The organism is Pseudomonas sp. LRF_L74, assembly GCF_965644255.1.
GTDB lineage: Bacteria > Pseudomonadota > Gammaproteobacteria > Pseudomonadales > Pseudomonadaceae > Aquipseudomonas.
On sequence record NZ_CBFFRH010000004.1, the window covers coordinates 461,876 to 480,524 of the forward strand.

The window sequence follows — 18,649 nt, forward strand, 5'->3', positions numbered from 1 at the left end:
CCCGTGCGCAACATTCTCGTTGTCGAAGACAGCCCCCTGGTGTTGAAGATCCTGGAGCATCTGTTTCGCCAGGAACCGACCCTGCAACCGTTGTTCTGCGCTTCGCTGGCCGAGGCGCAGGTGATGCTGGAAACCTCGCGGGAACTGTTCTTCGCCGCCATCGTCGACCTCAACCTGCCCGATGCGCCGAATGGCGAGGTCGTCGATGTGGTGATGCGCGCCAAGGTGCCCTGCATCGTGCTTACCGGTTCCTATGACGAGCATCGCCGCGACGAATTGCTGCTCAAGGGCGTGGTCGACTACGTGCTCAAGGAAAGCCAGCACTCCTACGAGTACGCCTTCCGCCTGATCCATCGCCTGGAAAGCAACTGCAACGTGAAGATCCTGGTCGCCGAGGACTCGGACGCGACCCGCCACTTCATCCGCCGCGTGCTCACCCCGCACCTGTACCAGATAATCGACGCCTGCGACGGCGACGAGGCGCTGCGTATTCTCCAGGAGCAACCGGACATCGACCTGTTCCTGGTCGATCACAGCATGCCGGGCATCAGTGGCTTCGAGCTGGTCAAGTTGCTGCGCCAGAAGATGCGCCGCAACGAACTGATCATCCTCGGCCTGTCCGCCGACGCCAAGGGCTCGCTCAGCGCCCTGTTCATCAAGCATGGCGCCGATGACTTCCTGCGCAAGCCGTTCTGTTCGGAAGAGCTGAATTGCCGGGTCATGTCGACCCTCGAGCGGCGCGACATGTTGCGCGCGCTGAAGCAGGCGGCCCTGTTCGACTCGCTCACCGGGCTGCTCAATCGCCGGGCCTTCTACGAGCAGGGCGTGCAGCAGTTCCGCCTGGCCCAGCGCGGCCAGCAGGCCCTGAGCGTGGCCATGCTCGACCTCGATTTCTTCAAGACCATCAACGATGAGCATGGCCACGCCAGCGGCGATGCCGCCCTGGTGGCCTTCGCCCGCAGCCTGCGCGCGGCATTGCCGGATGCCCTCATCGGCCGCCTGGGCGGTGAGGAGTTCGCCCTGGTCAGCCAGATGGATGCCGCCAGGCTCGGAGAGGCGCTGGATACGCTGCGAATCGAACTGGCCAGCCTGCGCTATGCCGGTAACGCCCCGCCCCTGTCCTTCAGCGCCGGCATCTTCCACGCGCCCGCCGAAGACCTGGAATCCTTCCTCCACGAAGCCGACCATCGCCTCTACCAGGCCAAGCGCAGCGGGCGCAGCAAGACAGTGGCGGCATAAGGCCGCGCCAGACCTGGCGCGATGCGCTTCGCCTTGCGGCTCGTGACTGTGGCCGCTATTGCGTGGGGGTCAGCCCATGCTGCTCATAGATGCGCAAATAGGTGCCATCGGCCTTCATCGCGGCGATTTCGCGGTCGAAGTCAGCGACTATCCGCTCGCAGTCGGGCAGGCTGCGCCTCACCAAGATATGCAGGCCATTGCTTTTCAGCAGCACCGGCAGGAAGACCAGGTCATCCTTGATGGTGCGCGTGTCGAGCTTGAGATAATGCTCAGCCACCAGCTCATCCTCCAGCACCAGCCTGACCCGGCCGGCAGCCAGCATCCGCGAGGCCATGGTGAAATCCATGACCGGCACCTTGTGCAGACTTTCATTGCCATCGAATGCGGCCGAGTAACTGTAGCCACGCACGACGGCGATGCTGTAGGGCAGCATGTCGGCCATGCTGTCGATGCGTATCGGCTCGTCGGCACGCCGCTGCAGCAAGCGGATGCGGTTGAACAGGTAGGGCTGCGAGAACAGGCCGTAAAGGGCCCGTTCATCGCTGTACCAGGCGCTGACGATCACGTCGTAGTCACCCTGTTGCAGGCCACGCAGTGCCCTGGCCCAGGGCACCTCTATATAACGCGAGTCGTGTCCGCCGCGCCTCAGGGCCGTAGCGACCAGGTCAGTGGCCAGCCCACCGTTGAGCAGGCCCTGGTCGGTAAACGGCGCCCACGGGTTGGCGACCAGGCGCAACGGCTCGGCACGGGCGTAGAGACTTGAGCAAAAGACCCAGGCCAACAGTGCCCACGGAACAACAGCCTTCATTCCCTCTCCAATCCGCGTACCTCAAGAGTACTGTCGCTATGGGTAGAACGCGCACGTAGCCGCGCCATCGCCCGGCCGTTCGGTAATAGAACAGGAGCGCTAGGGTCTGTTGCCGTTTCGTCGCGACCGCGCCGGAGCCAGTTTTTACACGAGGCGAGGCGCGAGATGCGAAGTTTAGTGGGCTAAATGAGCCATCGAGTAACGCTGCATCGTGTAAAAACTGGCCCGGCCCTGCGGGTTGTGCGAGAAATAACCCCCGCTGTCGTTGCAGGACTTGCCAAGGGAATGACCATTGCCTGCGTCCTGCGCCTAACCGGGGGTTATTTCTCGCGACAACGCGGCTTGCGCCGAAACGGCAACAGACCCTAGATACCTGTCTGTAACCTTCATCGCTTCGCTTGCTAAGATCGTGCCTTATTCGGTATTCGTGCCGTCTCCCGCTCACCACATTCGCATCGACGGGTAGCCTTCGCCCCATGTCGTCAACCTTCAGCAATACCCTGCGGCGCCTGTGGGCGCGCGAGAAGTTCACCTACGGCATCCGGGTGCTGATATCCCTGTCCGGCTCGATGGCCCTGTGCTGGCTGCTGGACCAGATCGAGTTCGTGATCCCGCTGTTCCTCGGCTGCATCGCAGCGGCCCTGGCCGAGAGTGACGATCACTGGCGCGGTCGCCTGCAGGCACTGCTGGTGACCCTGGTGTGCTTCGCGGCGACAGCCGTTTCCGTGCAATTGCTGTTTCCCTACCCCTGGCTGTTCGTCATCGGCCTGGCCCTGGCGGCATTCAGCATGACCCTGCTCGGCGGCATCGGCGAGCGCTATGCCGCCGTGGCCCAGGCCACGCTGATCCTGGCGATCTACACGGCCATCGGCCTGGAGCACCGTGGTGGGGAAATCGGCAGTTTCTGGCAGGAACCCCTGCTGCTGATCTCCGGCGCGGCCTGGTATGGCGTGCTGGCAGTAGTCTGGAGCCTGCTGTTCAGCCAGCAGCCGGTACAGCAGGCGCTGTCCAGGGTGTTCTTGGAGCTGGGTAGCTACCTGCGCCTGAAATCGTCGCTCTTTGAACCGCTACGTCATCTCGATGTGGAACAGCGTCGCCTGGAACTGGCCCGGCAGAACGGCAAGGTGGTCACGGCGCTGAACCTGGCCAAGGAAATCATCCTCAGCCGCATGAGCCGCAAGCGCAGCGGGCAGAAGACCAATCGCTACCTGAAGCTGTACTTCATCGCCCAGGATATCCACGAGCGCGCCAGTTCCTCGCACTACCCGTACAACGCCCTGGCGGAAGCCTTCTTCCACAGTGACGTGATGTTCCGCTGCCAGCGCCTGCTCAGCCAGCAGGGCAAGGCCTGCCAGGGACTGAGCCGGGCGATCCGCATGCGCCAGCCGTTCGACTACAGCGAAAACAGCGAGGCGATGACCGACCTCGATGCCTCGTTGAACTACCTGCGCGAACAGAACAACCCCAACTGGCGGCGCCTGCTGCGCTCGCTGGCGGCGCTGACCGGCAACCTGGCGACGCTGGAGCACAAGCTGGCCAGCGCCAGCAATCCCGACGCCCTGGCCGACGAGCAGGACAGCGCCCTGCTCGACCGCTCGCCGCAGACCTGGCGCGAAGCCTTCGACCGCCTGCGCCAGCACTTCTCGGTAACCTCGCTGGTGTTCCGTCACGCCCTGCGCCTGTCCATCGCCCTGGCCGCCGGCTACGGCCTGCTGCACCTGATCCATCCCAAGCAGGGCTACTGGATTCTGCTCACCACCCTGTTCGTCTGCCGCCCCAGCTATGGCGCCACGCGCCTGCGCCTGATGCAGCGGATCAGCGGCACCCTGGTCGGGCTGGTGGCCGGCTGGGCGCTGATCAGCCTGTTTCCCGACCCGCGCCTGCAATCGCTGTTCGCGGTGCTGGCCGGGGTGGCCTTCTTCATCAACCGGGTCGACCGCTATACCCTGGCGACCACTGCCATGACCCTGGTGGTGGTGCTGTGCTTCAACCAGGTCGGCGACGGCTATGCGCTGATCCTGCCGCGCCTGGTGGATACCGTGCTGGGCACGCTGATCGCCGGCCTGGCGGTGTTCTTCATCCTGCCGGACTGGCAGGGCCGCAAGCTCAACCAGGTGCTGAGCAACACCCTGGCGTGCAACAGCCGCTACCTGGTGCAGATCATGCAGCAGTACGAATCCGGCAAGCGCGACGACCTCAGCTACCGCATCGCCCGGCGCAACGCGCACAACGCCGATGCGGCGCTGTCGACCACCCTGTCGAACATGCTTCTGGAGCCCGGCCAGTTCCGCAAGGATGCCGAGACAGGCTTCCGCTTCCTGGTCCTGTCGCACACCCTGCTCAGCTACCTGTCCGGTCTCGGTGCGCACCGCGAGGCACTGGTCGAAGATGCCAGCGATGCACTTCACGAGCGCGCCGCCGAGCACATCGCCCGCAGCCTCGACGAGATCGCCGCCTGCCTGCGCGACAACCGACCGGTCGAGGTCTACGACGAACTCGATCAATCCCTGTCCGAGGAACTGGAACAACTTCCGGATGAAATAGACGAAGGCCATCGCCTCGTTCAAGTGCAACTCAGCCTGATCTGCCGCCAATTGGCGCCACTGCGCACCCTGGTGGCGCATTTGCAGAAGAGCCATGCGGAAGAGCCAGCGGCGGCTTGAGGCAAGGTCAGCAAGGAGGCAACTGCGGACATTCGTTATTCCTCCGTCATTCCCGCGAAGGCGGGAACCCAAATAAAAAAGCGCTTCTGGGTTCCCGCCTTCGCGGGAATGACGGCTAAACACACCGTGCAAGAGCGATAATCGCGTGTACGTCCGTTTTTGCCTCACAGCAGCCCATCGCCTCATCACAAGCACTGCTCGCCTAAGCGCCCCGGCAACCCTAGAATGCGCGCCTTTCCCGTCATCCAGAGGTCCATGCCGTGGCGTTCTTCCCGGTCATCATCATTGGCGCCGGCGCCGCAGGCCTGATGTGCGCGGCGCAGGCCGGTGCCCGTGGGCGCCAGGTCTTGTTGCTGGACCACGCCAACAAGCCGGGCAAGAAGATCCTCATGTCCGGTGGCGGACGCTGCAACTTCACCAACCTCTATGTCGAGCCAGCCAACTTCCTGTCGCAGAACCCGCACTTCTGCAAATCGGCCCTGGCCCGCTACACCCAGTGGGATTTCATCGGCCTGGTCGCCGCCCATGGCGTGCCCTACCACGAGAAAAAACTCGGCCAGCTGTTCTGCGACAACAAGGCCAGCGACATCCTCGACATGCTGCTGAGCGAATGCGCGAGCGCTGGCGTCGACCTGCGCATGGACACCCGCATCGAGACCATCGAAAAGACCGATGACGGCTATCGCCTGGCCAGCAGCGCCGGCGCCTTCACCTGCCAGTCCCTGGTGATCGCCACCGGCGGCCTGTCGATCCCGACCCTCGGCGCAACGGGCTTCGGCTACCAGGTCGCCCGCCAATTCGGCCACGACCTGCTGCCCACCCGCGCCGCCCTGGTGCCCTTCACCGTCACCGATCCACAGCTCAAGGCGTTGTGCACGGAATTGTCCGGCACCTCGGTGGAAGACTGCGTGGTGAGCTGCAATGGCCAACGCTTCAAAGAAAACATCCTGTTCACCCATCGCGGCCTGTCTGGTCCGGCGATCCTGCAGATATCCTCGTACTGGCATCCCGGCGATGCCATCCATATCGACCTGCTGCCGCACCTCGACCTGCCCGAGTGGCTGCTCGACCAGCAACGCGAACGGCCCAACAGCGAACTGAAGACACTGCTCGGCGAACTGTTCACCAGGAAAATGGCGGCGCTGCTGGCCGAGCACTGGTTCGCCTGCAAACCCCTGAAGCAGTACACCCCCGCCGAATTGAAGGCCATCGCCGAAACGCTGTCGAACTGGACGCTGGTGCCGGCCGGCACCGAAGGCTACCGCACCGCCGAAGTCACCCTGGGCGGCGTAGACACCCGCGAAGTGTCGTCCAAGACCATGGAGTCGCTGAAATCCTCCGGGCTGTACTTCATCGGCGAGGTGCTCGACGTCAGCGGCCACCTGGGCGGCTTCAACTTCCAATGGGCCTGGGCTTCGGCCCATGCGGCCGCGCAATACGTGTGACGCGCCAGCAGGCCGGGCGGTAACACTATGGTTATCTGAAGCAGACAGCATGAGGCGCGTTTAGCTGCCATATTGACAAGCATTCTGCCACTATATGCCGCGTGCGCCGGGGAAGGCGCCTGTTCGCTGAGTTTACGAATGTCCAGCCTGCTTAAATCGGTAGGGTCGCGTCTCGTTGCGATCCTGGCCTTCTTCGTGCTGTCCTGCTCATTGCTGGCATTGCCCGGCCATGCGGCCGTGCGCGTCGATCAGGAGCAGGCGCTGGACCTGCTCGGCCATGCCGACTACCTGATCGATCCCACCCAGGAACTCGACCTGCAGACCCTGATCGCCAATCCGCAACGCTTTCATAGCAGTGCCGGGCTGCACGACCTGAGCTTCGGCTATCTGCGTGGCGCCGTGTGGCTGCGCCTGGAAGTGACCTCCGCCGAGGCGAGCCCGGCGACCTGGCTGCTGGAAGTGGACTATCCCTCGCTGGACCACGCCCAGTTGTTCGACGTCGGTGCCGATGGCGTACGCCACGGCGAGGCTGGCGATATGGTCGCCCTGAACCAGCGTAGCGTCAGCCATCGCAACCCCTTGTTCAAGGTGCGCTTGCAGCCAGGCGAGAGCCGTACCCTGTACCTGCACGCCACTTCCGAAGGCAGCATGACGCTCAGTGGCAAACTGTGGCCAGACGCCGCCTTCGAGCAGCACAGCCAGAATGGCTACGCGGTGCACTCGGCCTACAGCGGTATCCTCTTCGCCCTGGTCTGCTACAACCTGCTGCTTTTCATCGTCCTGCGCGAGCGGCCATTTCTCTATTACGTGCTGTTCGTCGCCGCCTTCGGCACCGGCGTGCTTTCACTCAACGGCCTCGGCCCGCAATACCTGTGGAGCGGAGCTGGCTGGTGGACCAACCGCGCCTTGCCGATCGGTTTCAGCGTGTCCGCGGCGATCGCCATCCTGTTCACCCGCAGCTTCCTCGACACCCACCGCTGGGTGCCGCACTGGGATCGCTGGCTGCGGCGCGTGTTCTTCGTCCTCGCCATCGCCGCCATTGCCACGGTGCTGCTGCCGGTCCAGCGCGCCCTGCAGACCATGTCCCTGGTCGGCATCATCGGCACGCTGGTGCTGCTCAGCGCCGGTTTCGTCTGCGTACGCCACCGAGTACCGGGGGCCAGTCTGTTCGTGCTGGCCTGGGGCTTGCTGCTGCTCGGCGTATCGCTGCTGGCCCTGCGCAACTTCGCCGTGCTGCCGTCGAACTTTTTCACCCTGCACGCCATGCAGATTGGCTCGGCCCTGGAAATGATCCTGTTGTCGTTCGCCCTGGCCGCTCGCTTCAACCAGCACAAGCGCCTGCGCGAGGAAGAGCTGCAAGAGCATGAGCGTGAGCTCGAACAGCGGGTGGCCGAGCGCACCGAGGCGCTCGAAGCGGCCAATCAGCGTCTGCGCGCAATGGCCATGAAAGACCCGCTGACCAGCCTGCCCAATCGCAACTCGCTGCAACGACAGATGGACATGGCCCTGCGCCGTGCCCAGCGCCGCCAGGAGTTGCTCGGCGTGATGCTGATCGACCTCGACGGTTTCAAACCGATCAACGACCAGCTCGGCCATGCCGCTGGCGACCTGGTACTGGTCGAAGTCGCCCGGCGCATCCAGTCCTGCTCGCGGGAAACCGATACCCCGGCGCGCCTGGGCGGCGATGAGTTCGTTCTGGTCTGCGAAACCATCGCCAGCAGCGAAGATGCCCATTATCTGGCCGAACGCATGCGCGAGGTCATCAGCCGCCCCATCGAGCTGGAAGATGGCCAACCGGTAACGGTCGGCGCCAGCATCGGGGTGGCCCTCACCCTTGGCGAAGAAGACAGCAAATCCCTCATGCGCCGGGCCGACGAAGCCATGTATGCCGCCAAGTCCGCCGGGCGCAACCGCGTGCATGTCGAGCAACCGTAGCGAGGACTGCGGCCGTGGCGCTACCATCTCGCTCCCCCTTTTCAACACACGCCGATGAACATCACCTGGACCTTCAAGCATAACCACGACCTCGACAAACACGAGTTGTACGCGGTACTGGCCCTGCGAACAGCAGTCTTCGTCGTCGAACAGAACTGCCCTTACCAGGAAGTCGACGGCAAGGATCTGGAAGGTGATACCTGCCACTTGATGGCCTGGCGCGATGGCGAACTGATCGCCTACCTGCGCCTGCTCGACCCGCAGCGACACGCGGGCCAGGCCACCATTGGCCGGGTCGCCACCGCAGCCAACGCACGCGGCCTCGGACTGGGCCATCGACTGATGGAGCGCGCCGTGGCGATCTGCGCCGAGCGCTGGCCCGGCGCCGGCTTGTATCTGTCAGCCCAGGCGCACCTGCAGAACTACTACGGCCGTCATGGTTTCCAGGCGGTGACCGAGGCCTATCTGGAAGACGGGATTCCTCATGTCGGCATGCGCCGTGACTGACAAGCTGCTCTTGCAACGCCAGGTCATCGAACGCCTGGAAGCCGACCTGGCCAATGCCATCGCCGCTGCCGACAGCGCTCGCCAGGCCGCGACCAATGAAGAGAGCAAGGCCGAGAACAAATACGACACGCGCGGCCTGGAAGCCTCCTACCTGGCTGCCGGGCAGTCACGACGGGTCGAGGAAATCCGCCAATCCCTGCAAGCATGGCGTGCCCTGAAAATGCGCGACTACGATGAAGGCCTGGGTATCCAGCTCGGCGCCCTGGTCTGGCTGGAAAACGACCAGGGCCAGCAGCAATGCCTCCTGCTCGGCCCGGACGGCGCGGGAATCAAGCTCGTCCATGGCCAGCAGAGCCTCATGCTCATCACGCCACAGGCACCTCTCGGCCAGCAACTGATTGGCCAAGGCATTGGAGACAGGGTCAACAGTGGCAACGCAGCCTGGGAAATCCTCGACATCCGCTGATCGTTATCCAACCGCCAGCCTGCACGATCTTTCGATTCAACGACTTACGCACCTTTAGCGTGGACCAACCTGTGGATAACGAGGGGACGGATGGCTGTATCCCGGTCTGCACGTGCCTTGCGGGCAATTGCCTGTTTTTCGAGCTAAAAGCCTCTGCCCTGCATTTATCGGGTCTTTAAAAGTTATTCAGGATCAGTCACTTACACACACAGGGCGGGGATCACTCTGTGGATAAAACGGGGATTAAGCGCTACAAGCCAGGCAAGATGAGGCCCGCAGGCAATCGATCACTTTTCGTACAACCGCCAGGTTTTCCCAACTATCCACTGGCAGGATAAAAAATCCATGGAGATCAGATAATTACACACAAATGCCGGGGATCGATCTGTGGGTAACACGGGGATGGATAGCGATAAGCGAGGCACACCGGGCCTCTGCGCACTGTGATCATTTTTCCGGCAGTTCACGCCAGGTCAGATAGACCCGCAGGTCGAACTCCAGTTGCTGATAACCCGGCAGCATGTATTCACAGAGCTGATAGAAGGCCTTGTTGTGGTCCGGTTCCTTCAGGTGCGCCAGCTCGTGCACCACGATCATCTGCAGGAATTGCGGCGCGGCGTCACGAAACAGCGAGGCGACACGGATCTCCTTCTTCGCCTTGAGCCTAGCGCCCTGCACCCGCGATACCGCCGTATGCAAACCCAGGGCCCGATGCGTCAGGTCGAGGCGATTGTCATACAGCACCTTGTCGATGGCCGGCGCATTGCGCAGGTGCTCCTGCTTGAGCTGGCAGACATAGGCGTACAGGGCCTTGTCGCTCTGAATGCCATGACGCTCGGGATAACGCCGCTGCAGATAGTCGCCGATACGACCACTGTCGATGAGCTGGCGAACCTGCTCCTGCAACGCAGCGGGATAGGCCTGGAGATACTTCAAGCGACTCATGGCTGGAGCAGACGCCTTGGCAGTGGCAAAAGGGATTCAGGCTGTGGCAGATGCGCAGCAGCCGTGCGCCTGGCATTACAACGCAAAAGCGCGCCTCTCGGCGCGCTCCTGCTTGTAGCGTGAAGCTCAGCGCAGCATCAATTGATCTTCGGGTCCAGCTCGCCGCGCGCATAACGGGCGAACATCGCGTCCAGCGAGATCGGCTTGATCTTCGAAGCATTGCCAGCGGTGCCGAAGGCTTCGTAACGGGCGATGCACACGTCGCGCATGGCCGTGACGGTCTTGGCCAGGTATTTGCGCGGGTCGAACTCGCTGCGGTTCTTGGCCATGAACTCACGGATCGCGCCGGTGGAAGCCAGACGCAAGTCGGTGTCGATGTTGACCTTGCGCACGCCGTGCTTGATGCCTTCGACGATTTCCTCGACCGGCACGCCGTAGGTTTCCTTGATGTCGCCGCCGTACTCGTTGATGATTTTCAGCCATTCCTGCGGAACGGACGACGAACCGTGCATCACCAGGTGGGTGTTGGGGATGCGCTTGTGGATCGCCTTGATCTGCTCGATCGCCAGGATGTCGCCGGTAGGCGGCTTGGTGAACTTGTAGGCGCCGTGGCTGGTGCCGATGGCGATGGCCAGGGCGTCGACCTGGGTCTTCTTGACGAAATCGGCGGCCTCTTCCGGGTCGGTCAGCATCTGGCTGTGGTCGAGCACGCCTTCGGCGCCGACGCCGTCTTCTTCACCGGCCAGGCCGGTCTCCAGGGAGCCGAGCACACCCAGCTCGCCCTCCACGGAAACGCCACAGGCATGGGCGAAGGACACCACGCGGCGGGTCACTTCGACGTTGTACTCGTAGGAGGTCGGGGTCTTGCCGTCCTCACCCAGCGAGCCGTCCATCATCACCGAGCTGAAGCCCAGCTGGATCGAGCGCTGGCAGATGTCCGGGCTGGTGCCGTGGTCCTGGTGCATCACCACCGGGATGTGCGGGAATTCTTCCACCGCAGCCAGGATCAGGTGACGCAGGAACGGCGCGCCGGCGTATTTGCGGGCACCAGCGGAGGCCTGCACGATGACCGGCGAATCGGTCTTGTCGGCGGCTTCCATGATCGCGCGCATCTGCTCAAGGTTGTTGACGTTGAAGGCCGGCACGCCGTAGCCGAATTCGGCGGCGTGGTCGAGCATCTGGCGCATGCTGATAAGTGCCATTGGTTTCCTGTCTCCCGCTGTGGAGTTCGTTGATTCGCAAGCCTGCCGAAGCGGCAGGCGATATTCAAGCCAGGCGGCCAAAAGCCGCCAGCGGCACCACCAGGCGGCACCGCGTTTACTGCATTCCTGTCTCCGACCACAGCCTGAGCTGTCCGTTTAACGCTGCCGCGTGAATCGCGCGTTACTGACTCATTTCAGCGTGCGCATCACGGACAATGCTGCTGCCCCGCGTCGCGGCGCGCGGTCGGGTCACCACTGCTCTGCGCCTCGACCCGCTGGTCATCCTGCGTGGTCGGCAGGATCACCTCGGACGGAGTGAAAATCTCGCACGCATCGGGACCGCCCCCGTCGCTACTGCAACCGGCCAGGCCGGCACATACCAACATCATAATCACTGGATTACGCATGGCTCGACTCCTTCCTCTGTGTGTCCTCTTGGAGCCGGTTTACGCTCTGTTAGTCCCGTAGGGTGGACAACGCTTTTTTGTCCACCATTTCGATCGCAGAACGGTGGACGGATAGAGCGTCGTCCACCCTACGAACCACTTTGCTGCTATCTCAATAAACGGGTCGCCTAAAGAGCGTGAACAGGTTCTTTGCAAAAGACCATGCAGATGAAGGAATCGTTTAGACCAAAGCGTTACTTCGCCGCGCGCTGCTCCAGCACCTCAACGGCAGGCAGCACCTTGCCTTCGACGAATTCGAGGAACGCGCCGCCACCGGTGGAAATGTAGGAGATACGCTCGGCCACAGCATATTTATCGATGGCCGCCAGGGTATCGCCCCCACCGGCGATGGAGAATGCCGAACTGTCGGCGATGGCTTCGGCCAGCACCTTGGTGCCGTTGCCGAACTGGTCGAACTCGAACACGCCGACCGGGCCGTTCCACAGGATGGTCTTCGACGACTTCAGCAGTTCGGCGAACTGGGCAGCGGTCTGCGGGCCGATATCGAGGATCATGTCGTCGTCGGCAACGTCGGCGATGGCCTTGACCGTGGCTTCGGCGTCTTCGGCGAAGGCCTTGGCCACCACCACGTCGACCGGCAGCGGCACGCTGACCTTGGCCGCGATGGCCTTGGCGGTATCGACCAGATCGGCTTCATACAGTGACTTGCCAACCTTGTGCCCAGCCGCCGCGAGGAAAGTGTTGGCGATGCCGCCACCGACGATCAACTGGTCACAGATCTGCGCCAGGCTGTTGAGCACGTCGAGCTTGGTCGACACCTTGGAGCCGGCGACGATGGCCGCCAGCGGACGCTGCGGGTTGTCCAGGGCCTTGCCCAGGGCATCCAGCTCGGCCGCCAGCAGCGGGCCGGCAGCGGCGACGGCGGCGAACTTGGCCACGCCATGGGTCGAGCCTTCGGCACGGTGGGCGGTGCCGAAGGCGTCCATCACGAACACGTCGCACAGGGCCGCGTATTGCTTGGCCAGCTCGTCGGCGTTCTTCTTCTCGCCCTTGTTGAAACGCACGTTCTCGAACAGCACCAGGTCGCCGGCCTGCAGCTCGACGCCAGCGAGGTAGTCGCTGACCAGCGGCACGTCACGGCCCAGGGCCTTGCCCAGGTACTCGGCGACCGGCTTGAGGCTGTTCTCTTCGCTGAACTCGCCTTCGGTGGGACGCCCCAGGTGCGAGCAGACCATCACCGCCGCGCCTTTTTCCAGGGCCAGCTTGATGGTCGGCAGGGAGGCGAGAATACGTGCATCGCTCTTCACCACGCCGTCTTTCACCGGCACGTTCAGGTCCTCGCGGATCAATACGCGCTTACCCTTGAGGTCGAGGTCGGTCATTTTCAAAACGGTCATGCTGTCAGTCCTTTAAAAAGGCCGGTTGATGGTTTTTTGTTCAGTGCAAACGCCAAGAAAATGCCCGGCGACATCGAGCATCCGGTTGGCGAACCCCCATTCGTTGTCGAACCAGGCCAGCAGGTTGACCAGGCGCGGGCCGGAAACCCGGGTCTGGCTGCCGTCGACGATGGCCGAATGGGCATCATGGTTGAAGTCGCAGCTGGCGTGCGGCAATTCCGTGTAAGCCAGCAAACCTTGCAGCGGGCCCGCCTCGGCGGCGCCTCTCAGGATCCGGTTGATTGCCTCGGCCGAGGTATCGCGCGCGGTCTGCAAGGTGATGTCCAGGCAGGAGACGTTCACCGTCGGCACCCGAATGGCTTTGGCCTGGATTCGTCCGCCAAGTTCCGGAAGCAGCCGCTCTATACCGCGCGCCAGCCCCGTGGAAACCGGAATCACCGACTGGAAGGCCGAGCGCGTGCGGCGCAGGTCTTCGTGATGATAGGCGTCGATCACCGGCTGGTCGTTCATTGCCGAGTGGATGGTGGTGATGGAGATGTATTCCAGCCCCACCGCCTCGTTCAGCAGCTTGAGCAGCGGCACGCTGCAATTGGTGGTGCAGGAGGCGTTCGACAGCAGCCGCTCGCTGCCGTCGAGTACCTGCTGGTTGACGCCGTAGACCACGGTAGCATCGATATCCGCTTCGCTGGCCATCGGCTGGGAAAACAGCACCCGTGGCGCGCCAGCGGCGAGGAAACGCTCGCCATCGGCGCGTGTGTGGTAGACGCCGGAGCATTCCAGCACCAGATCGATATCCAGGCCGCGCCAATCGACCGACTCCGGCTGGGCTTCGCGCAGCACCTGCACGCACCTGCCGTTGAGATGCAGGCAATCGCCATCGACCCGCACCTCGCCGGGGAAACGGCCGTGGGTGGAGTCGAAACGGGTCAGGTATTCGATGCTGGCCTGGTCGGCCAGGTCGTTGAGCGCGACGATTTCCAGCCCAGCCGCCGCCCCACGCTCATGCAGCGCGCGCAACACGCAACGACCGATCCGGCCGTAGCCGTTGAGGGCGACTCTATAGGGGCGTTTGGCCATGGCGGTCTCGATGGAGAGCATGCATAGACGCAGGGCGGGTCGGGCCTGCGATACCCATCGATGGGTATCGCTTCGCTCAACCCATCCTACGCGTCCAGCAGCTCTTCGGCGGTGTCGACGACGTTATCGAGCGTGAAGCCAAAGTGCTCGAACAGGGCACTGGCCGGGGCGGATTCGCCGTAGCTGTCCATGCCGATCACCCGGCCTTCGAGGCCGACGTACTTGAACCAGAAGTCCGCATGCGCGGCTTCGATGGCGATACGCGCGGTGACCTGCAACGGCAGTACCGATTGCTTGTAGCCGGCATCCTGCTGGTCGAACACGTTGGTCGACGGCATCGACACCACCCGCACCTTGCGCCCGGCAGCAGTCAGTTTGTCCGCCGCCTGGACCGCCAGGCCGATTTCGGAGCCGGTGGCGATCAGGATCAGCTCGGGCTCGCCGGCGCAGTCCTTGAGCACGTAGCCGCCACGGGCGATGGCCGCTTCGGTCTCGTGGTCACGCAGGTTATGCGGCAGGTTCTGGCGCGAGAAGATCAGCGCGCTCGGGCCGTCCTTGCGCTCGATGGCATGTTTCCAGGCCACCGCAGCTTCGACGGTATCGGCCGGGCGCCAGGTGTCCAGGTTCGGCGTGGTGCGCAGGCTGGTCAGTTGCTCGACCGGCTGGTGGGTCGGGCCGTCTTCGCCCAGGCCGATGGAGTCGTGGGTGAACACGTACAGCACGCGCTGTTTCATCAGCGCGGACATGCGCACCGCGTTGCGCGCGTATTCCATGAACATCAGGAAGGTCGCGCCGTAGGGCACCAGGCCGCCGTGCAGGGCCACGCCGTTCATGATCGCGCTCATGCCGAACTCACGCACGCCGTAGTGCATGTAGTTGCCCGAGGCATCCTCGGCGGTCACGGCCTTGCAGCCTTTCCACAGGGTCAGGTTGGAACCGGCGAGGTCGGCCGAGCCGCCGAACAGCTCGGGCAGCAGCGGGCCGAAGGCATTCAGGCAGTTCTGGCTGGCCTTGCGGCTGGCGATGGTCTCACCCTTTTCAGCGACGCTGCGGATGAACTCGCTGGCCTTGGCCGAGAAGTCGGCCGGCAGCTCGCCAGCCATGCGGCGCTTGAACTCGGAGGCCAGTTCCGGATGGGCGATCTGGTAGGCGGAGAACCGCTGGTTCCACTCGGACTCGGCGTTGATGCCAACCTTCTTCGCGTCCCACTCGGCATAGATGTCGGCGGGGATTTCGAACGGCGCGTGGTTCCAGTTCAGGGCCTCGCGGGTCAGGGCGATTTCGGCGTCACCGAGGGCGGCGCCGTGGGATTCTTCCTTGCCCTGCTTGTTCGGCGAGCCGAAGCCGATGATGGTCTTGCAGCAGATCAGGGTCGGCCGCTCGCTGGACTTGCGCGCGGTCTCGATGGCGGTCTTGATCTCTTCGGCGTCATGCCCGTCGACGTTGCGGATCACCTGCCAGCCGTAGGCTTCGAAGCGCGCCGGGGTGTCGTCGGTGAACCAGCCATGGACTTCGCCATCGATGGAGATGCCGTTGTCGTCGTAGAAGGCGATCAGCTTGCCCAGGCCCAGGGTGCCGGCCAGTGAGCAGACTTCGTGGCTGATGCCTTCCATCATGCAGCCGTCGCCGAGGAAGGCGTAGGTGTAGTGGTCGACGATGCGGTGATCTTCGCGGTTGAACTGCGCGGCCATGACCTTTTCCGCCAGGGCGAAGCCCACGGCGTTGGCGATGCCCTGGCCGAGCGGGCCGGTGGTGGTCTCGACGCCTGGCGCGTAGCCGAATTCCGGGTGGCCCGGGGTCTTGCTGTGCAGTTGGCGGAAGTTCTTCAGGTCGTCGATGGACAGTTCGTAGCCGGTCAGGTGCAGCAGCGAGTAGATCAGCATCGAGCCGTGGCCGTTGGACAGCACGAAACGGTCGCGGTCAGCCCACTGCGGGTTGGTCGGGTTGTGCTTCAGGTAGTCGCGCCACAGCACTTCGGCGATGTCCGCCATGCCCATGGGGGCGCCGGGGTGGCCGCTGTTGGCCTTTTGCACGGCATCCATGCTGAGGGCACGAATGGCATTGGCTCGCTCACGACGGCTGGGCATCGTTGAATCTCCTGCGGGGGCTGCTTCTGAATGAAAGGGCGAAAAACAGGCTGTGTGAAAACGTAGCGAGCGACGGTCAGGCAAGGCAAAAACCGGCGAAAAAGCGCAGTTTACGCGTTGTAAATGAGCATTTTGAGCCGGCTTTTAACGCCGTATGACCGAGCGCAGTAGTTTTCACACAACCTGAAAAGGCGCGCATTTTCGCCCAGCAGGCGCCGCCGGGGCAATGACAGATGATAACTGGCTATCAGTCAGTGGACAGAACACCCCTGGCCGGCATCGCCGAACCGCCCAGGCAAGGCGCGCGAAACAGTTCGCCATGCCAGACGCCAAGCAGGGTGCGCTGCAGCACCAGCAGCCAGATCGCCATCAGCAACAGGCCCAAGCCGCTACCGATCAGAGCAAAGAAATTCAGCCCGGTCAGCCGTCCCAGCTCGAGGCTGGCGAGAACGAATACCCCCAGCGGGAAGGTGAATCCCCACCAACCCAGGTTGAAGGTCATGTCGTCGTGCAGGTAGCGACGCGTGAATAGCAGGGCGATCACCAGCCACCACAATCCGGCGCCCCACAGCATCAGCCCGCCGACCAGGCCGAGGCCGTGGGCGTTCTCGGCAAGCGCGGCCAAGGGCGTGCCGGCAAACGCCGCCGGCGCCTGCTGGCCCATGCCCAGCAGCCCCAGGCAACCGGTGGCCAATGGGCCGAGCGGCAACCAACTGGTGGCGGCAAAGTCGGTATCCGGCAATTTGTGCAGGGCCAGGCGCAGCAGCACCAGCGTGATCAAAGAGAACGCCAGGGCCAGCGACATGCCCCAGAGCAGCAAGCCGACCACCAGCACCTGCCGTGCCGCCTCGCCATGCAGATGGGGCAGGAGCAGGCTGGAGGTGGCGGACGCCACTTCCGGAGCGACGATGGGCAGCAGCCAGACCGCCGTGAGCTTGTCCAGCGCGTGGTTCTGGCGGGTGAACATCAGATACGGCACCCACAGCGCACTGAACAGTGCCAGCCCGGCATCCAGCCACCACAAGCCATGGGCCAGTCGCACGACGCCCTCGCCCCAGCGCGGCAGGCCGAACAGCAACAGGCCGCTGATCTGCATGGCCAGGGCCATGGGGATCGCGCCGAGGAACATCGACTGCACCGGGTGCTCCAGCAGCGGCCCCACGCTGTCCCGGAAAATCAGCACGCGCGCCAGGAACAGGACACTGAACAAGCCGAACAGGCCAAGGCCGAACCACCACAGCGCCTCGGCCAGGGCCAACTTGCCAGGCAACGCCCAGGGCCAGTGAGCGACGACCAGGGCGAGCACGCCGGTGCCCATGTTCACCGCGAACCAGTTGGGCGTGAAATGGCGAACGAAGGCCCAGGGTTCGGGCAAGCGGCTGAAAGGACAAGGCATGACGGCTCCGGTCGGGTGATCCCGTTACTGAGGCACCCAGGCTACGAAGGCGCTTGCCATATTAAAAATACATATTCAGCATGCTTTGAATACTTTTTATCTATGTCAATACACCATGAACCTGCACCACCTGAAAGTCTTTCTCGCCGTCGCCCAGGCCGGCAGCATCAGCGCCGGAGCCGAGCGCCTGCATATCAGCCAGCCAGCGGTGACCCGGGAAATCCGTGAGCTGGAGAACAACCTCGGCCTGGCGCTGTTCGACCGTCGGCCACGCGGAGTGACGCCAACGGAAAGCGGCCTGCGCCTGGTTCAATTCGCCGAGCGCATCTTCGCCCTGGAACAGGCTGCCGAACGCGAGTTGCGCAGCCTGGCCAACCTTGACCAGGGCGAATTGCTGATCGGTGCCAGTGCCACCCTCGGCAGTTATTGGCTGCCGGCCTTGCTCGACGACTTCCGCGTCCGCTACCCGAACATCCTGGTCAGCCTGCAGGTGAGCAACACCCGGGACGTGCTGCAGCAACTGGACGATGCACGTATCGGCCTGGGTTTTGTCGAGGGCGCCTTTCCCACGGAAGATTATGCCCACCACTACCTGGCGACAGACCGGCTGCTGCCAGTCGTCGGCAGCGGCCACCCGCTCGCCCAACGGCAGAACCTCAAGGCCAGCGACCTGCTGGCGCATGACCTGTACCTGCGCGAACCCGGCTCGGGCACCCGCGCCAGCGTCGAGCACGCCTATCAGGCGCATGGCCTGGGCGTGCAACCACGCATGGCCGTGGGCAGCACCGAAGCGCTCAAGCGGCTGATCGCAGGCGGCAATGGCATTGCCTGGTTGTCGCAGCAGGCGGTTGGCGACGAGTTGGGCGTAGGCCGATTGATAGCCCTCGACCTCGCCGACCTGAAGATCGAACGCAGCCTGCACATGCTCTGGCGCAATGACAGCCAGCTCAGCCCGGCACCGGCGGCGTTTCGTGCGCTCACACGCCAGCGCTACGATGGGCACGCGGCGGCAGCCTTTTCAGCCAGTGCCCAGTCTTCATCGCCAGCCAATATCAAAAAACTTTGATATTGATCT

The 18,649-nt window shown here is 63.5% G+C and carries 15 protein-coding genes; 7 read left to right on the plus strand and 8 right to left on the minus strand.

Annotation, left to right across the window (positions count from 1 at the left end):
• Positions 1-3: 3 nt before the first annotated feature.
• Entirely contained in the window at positions 4-1,239 is a 1,236-nt protein-coding gene (locus ACSZPK_RS13470; protein ID WP_437881973.1) for a GGDEF domain-containing response regulator, read from the plus strand.
• Positions 1,240-1,294: 55 nt separating this feature from the next.
• Here ACSZPK_RS13470 and ACSZPK_RS13475 read toward each other — a convergent pair whose 3' ends face one another.
• On the minus strand, positions 1,295-2,047 hold the full coding sequence (locus ACSZPK_RS13475) for a substrate-binding periplasmic protein (protein ID WP_437881974.1): 753 nt from the start codon (positions 2,045-2,047) through the stop codon (positions 1,295-1,297).
• Between the two features lie 476 nt (positions 2,048-2,523).
• Here ACSZPK_RS13475 and yccS point away from each other — a divergent pair, with 476 nt between their 5' ends.
• The 5 genes from yccS to ACSZPK_RS13500 all read left to right on the plus strand — a co-directional run bounded on the left by yccS (position 2,524) and on the right by ACSZPK_RS13500 (position 9,063).
• Positions 2,524-4,710, plus strand: a complete 2,187-nt coding sequence (gene yccS / locus ACSZPK_RS13480; RefSeq protein ID WP_437881975.1) for a YccS family putative transporter — start codon at positions 2,524-2,526, stop codon at positions 4,708-4,710.
• 308 nt (positions 4,711-5,018) lie between these two features.
• Positions 5,019-6,155, plus strand: a complete 1,137-nt coding sequence (locus tag ACSZPK_RS13485; protein WP_437882016.1) for an NAD(P)/FAD-dependent oxidoreductase — start codon at positions 5,019-5,021, stop codon at positions 6,153-6,155.
• 138 nt (positions 6,156-6,293) lie between these two features.
• Positions 6,294-8,090: a 7TM diverse intracellular signaling domain-containing protein gene (locus tag ACSZPK_RS13490; protein ID WP_437881976.1), complete on the plus strand. Its 1,797-nt coding sequence runs from the start codon at positions 6,294-6,296 to the stop codon at positions 8,088-8,090.
• Positions 8,091-8,144: 54 nt separating this feature from the next.
• Entirely contained in the window at positions 8,145-8,597 is a 453-nt protein-coding gene (locus ACSZPK_RS13495; RefSeq protein ID WP_437881977.1) for a GNAT family N-acetyltransferase, read from the plus strand.
• Positions 8,575-9,063 (plus strand): GreA/GreB family elongation factor, encoded by a 489-nt coding sequence (locus tag ACSZPK_RS13500; RefSeq protein ID WP_437881978.1) that lies wholly within the window; start codon positions 8,575-8,577, stop codon positions 9,061-9,063. Before ACSZPK_RS13495 ends, ACSZPK_RS13500 begins: the two co-directional genes overlap by 23 nt.
• Positions 9,064-9,510: 447 nt before the next feature.
• On the opposite strand, the gene ACSZPK_RS13505 is transcribed toward ACSZPK_RS13500, so the two are convergent.
• The 7 genes from ACSZPK_RS13505 to ACSZPK_RS13535 all read right to left on the minus strand — a co-directional run bounded on the left by ACSZPK_RS13505 (position 9,511) and on the right by ACSZPK_RS13535 (position 17,574).
• Complete coding sequence (locus ACSZPK_RS13505) at positions 9,511-10,008, minus strand: M48 metallopeptidase family protein (protein WP_437881979.1); 498 nt, start codon at positions 10,006-10,008, stop codon at positions 9,511-9,513.
• A 137-nt stretch (positions 10,009-10,145) separates the two neighbouring features.
• Positions 10,146-11,210 carry a class II fructose-bisphosphate aldolase gene (gene fba / locus ACSZPK_RS13510; RefSeq protein ID WP_437881980.1) on the minus strand — a complete coding sequence of 355 codons (1,065 nt, stop codon included), beginning with the start codon at positions 11,208-11,210 and terminating at the stop codon, positions 10,146-10,148.
• Between the two features lie 206 nt (positions 11,211-11,416).
• Positions 11,417-11,617: a hypothetical protein gene (locus tag ACSZPK_RS13515; protein ID WP_437881981.1), complete on the minus strand. Its 201-nt coding sequence runs from the start codon at positions 11,615-11,617 to the stop codon at positions 11,417-11,419.
• Between the two features lie 233 nt (positions 11,618-11,850).
• On the minus strand, positions 11,851-13,014 hold the full coding sequence (locus tag ACSZPK_RS13520; RefSeq protein ID WP_437881982.1) for a phosphoglycerate kinase: 1,164 nt from the start codon (positions 13,012-13,014) through the stop codon (positions 11,851-11,853).
• 12 nt (positions 13,015-13,026) lie between these two features.
• On the minus strand, positions 13,027-14,091 hold the full coding sequence (gene epd / locus ACSZPK_RS13525) for an erythrose-4-phosphate dehydrogenase (RefSeq protein WP_437881983.1): 1,065 nt from the start codon (positions 14,089-14,091) through the stop codon (positions 13,027-13,029).
• 86 nt (positions 14,092-14,177) lie between these two features.
• Entirely contained in the window at positions 14,178-16,178 is a 2,001-nt protein-coding gene (tkt, locus tag ACSZPK_RS13530) for a transketolase (RefSeq protein ID WP_437881984.1), read from the minus strand.
• Between the two features lie 247 nt (positions 16,179-16,425).
• Positions 16,426-17,574 carry a TDT family transporter gene (locus ACSZPK_RS13535; protein ID WP_437881985.1) on the minus strand — a complete coding sequence of 383 codons (1,149 nt, stop codon included), beginning with the start codon at positions 17,572-17,574 and terminating at the stop codon, positions 16,426-16,428.
• Between the two features lie 115 nt (positions 17,575-17,689).
• Here ACSZPK_RS13535 and ACSZPK_RS13540 point away from each other — a divergent pair, with 115 nt between their 5' ends.
• Positions 17,690-18,640 carry a LysR family transcriptional regulator gene (locus tag ACSZPK_RS13540; protein ID WP_437881986.1) on the plus strand — a complete coding sequence of 317 codons (951 nt, stop codon included), beginning with the start codon at positions 17,690-17,692 and terminating at the stop codon, positions 18,638-18,640.
• Positions 18,641-18,649: the final 9 nt, after the last annotated feature.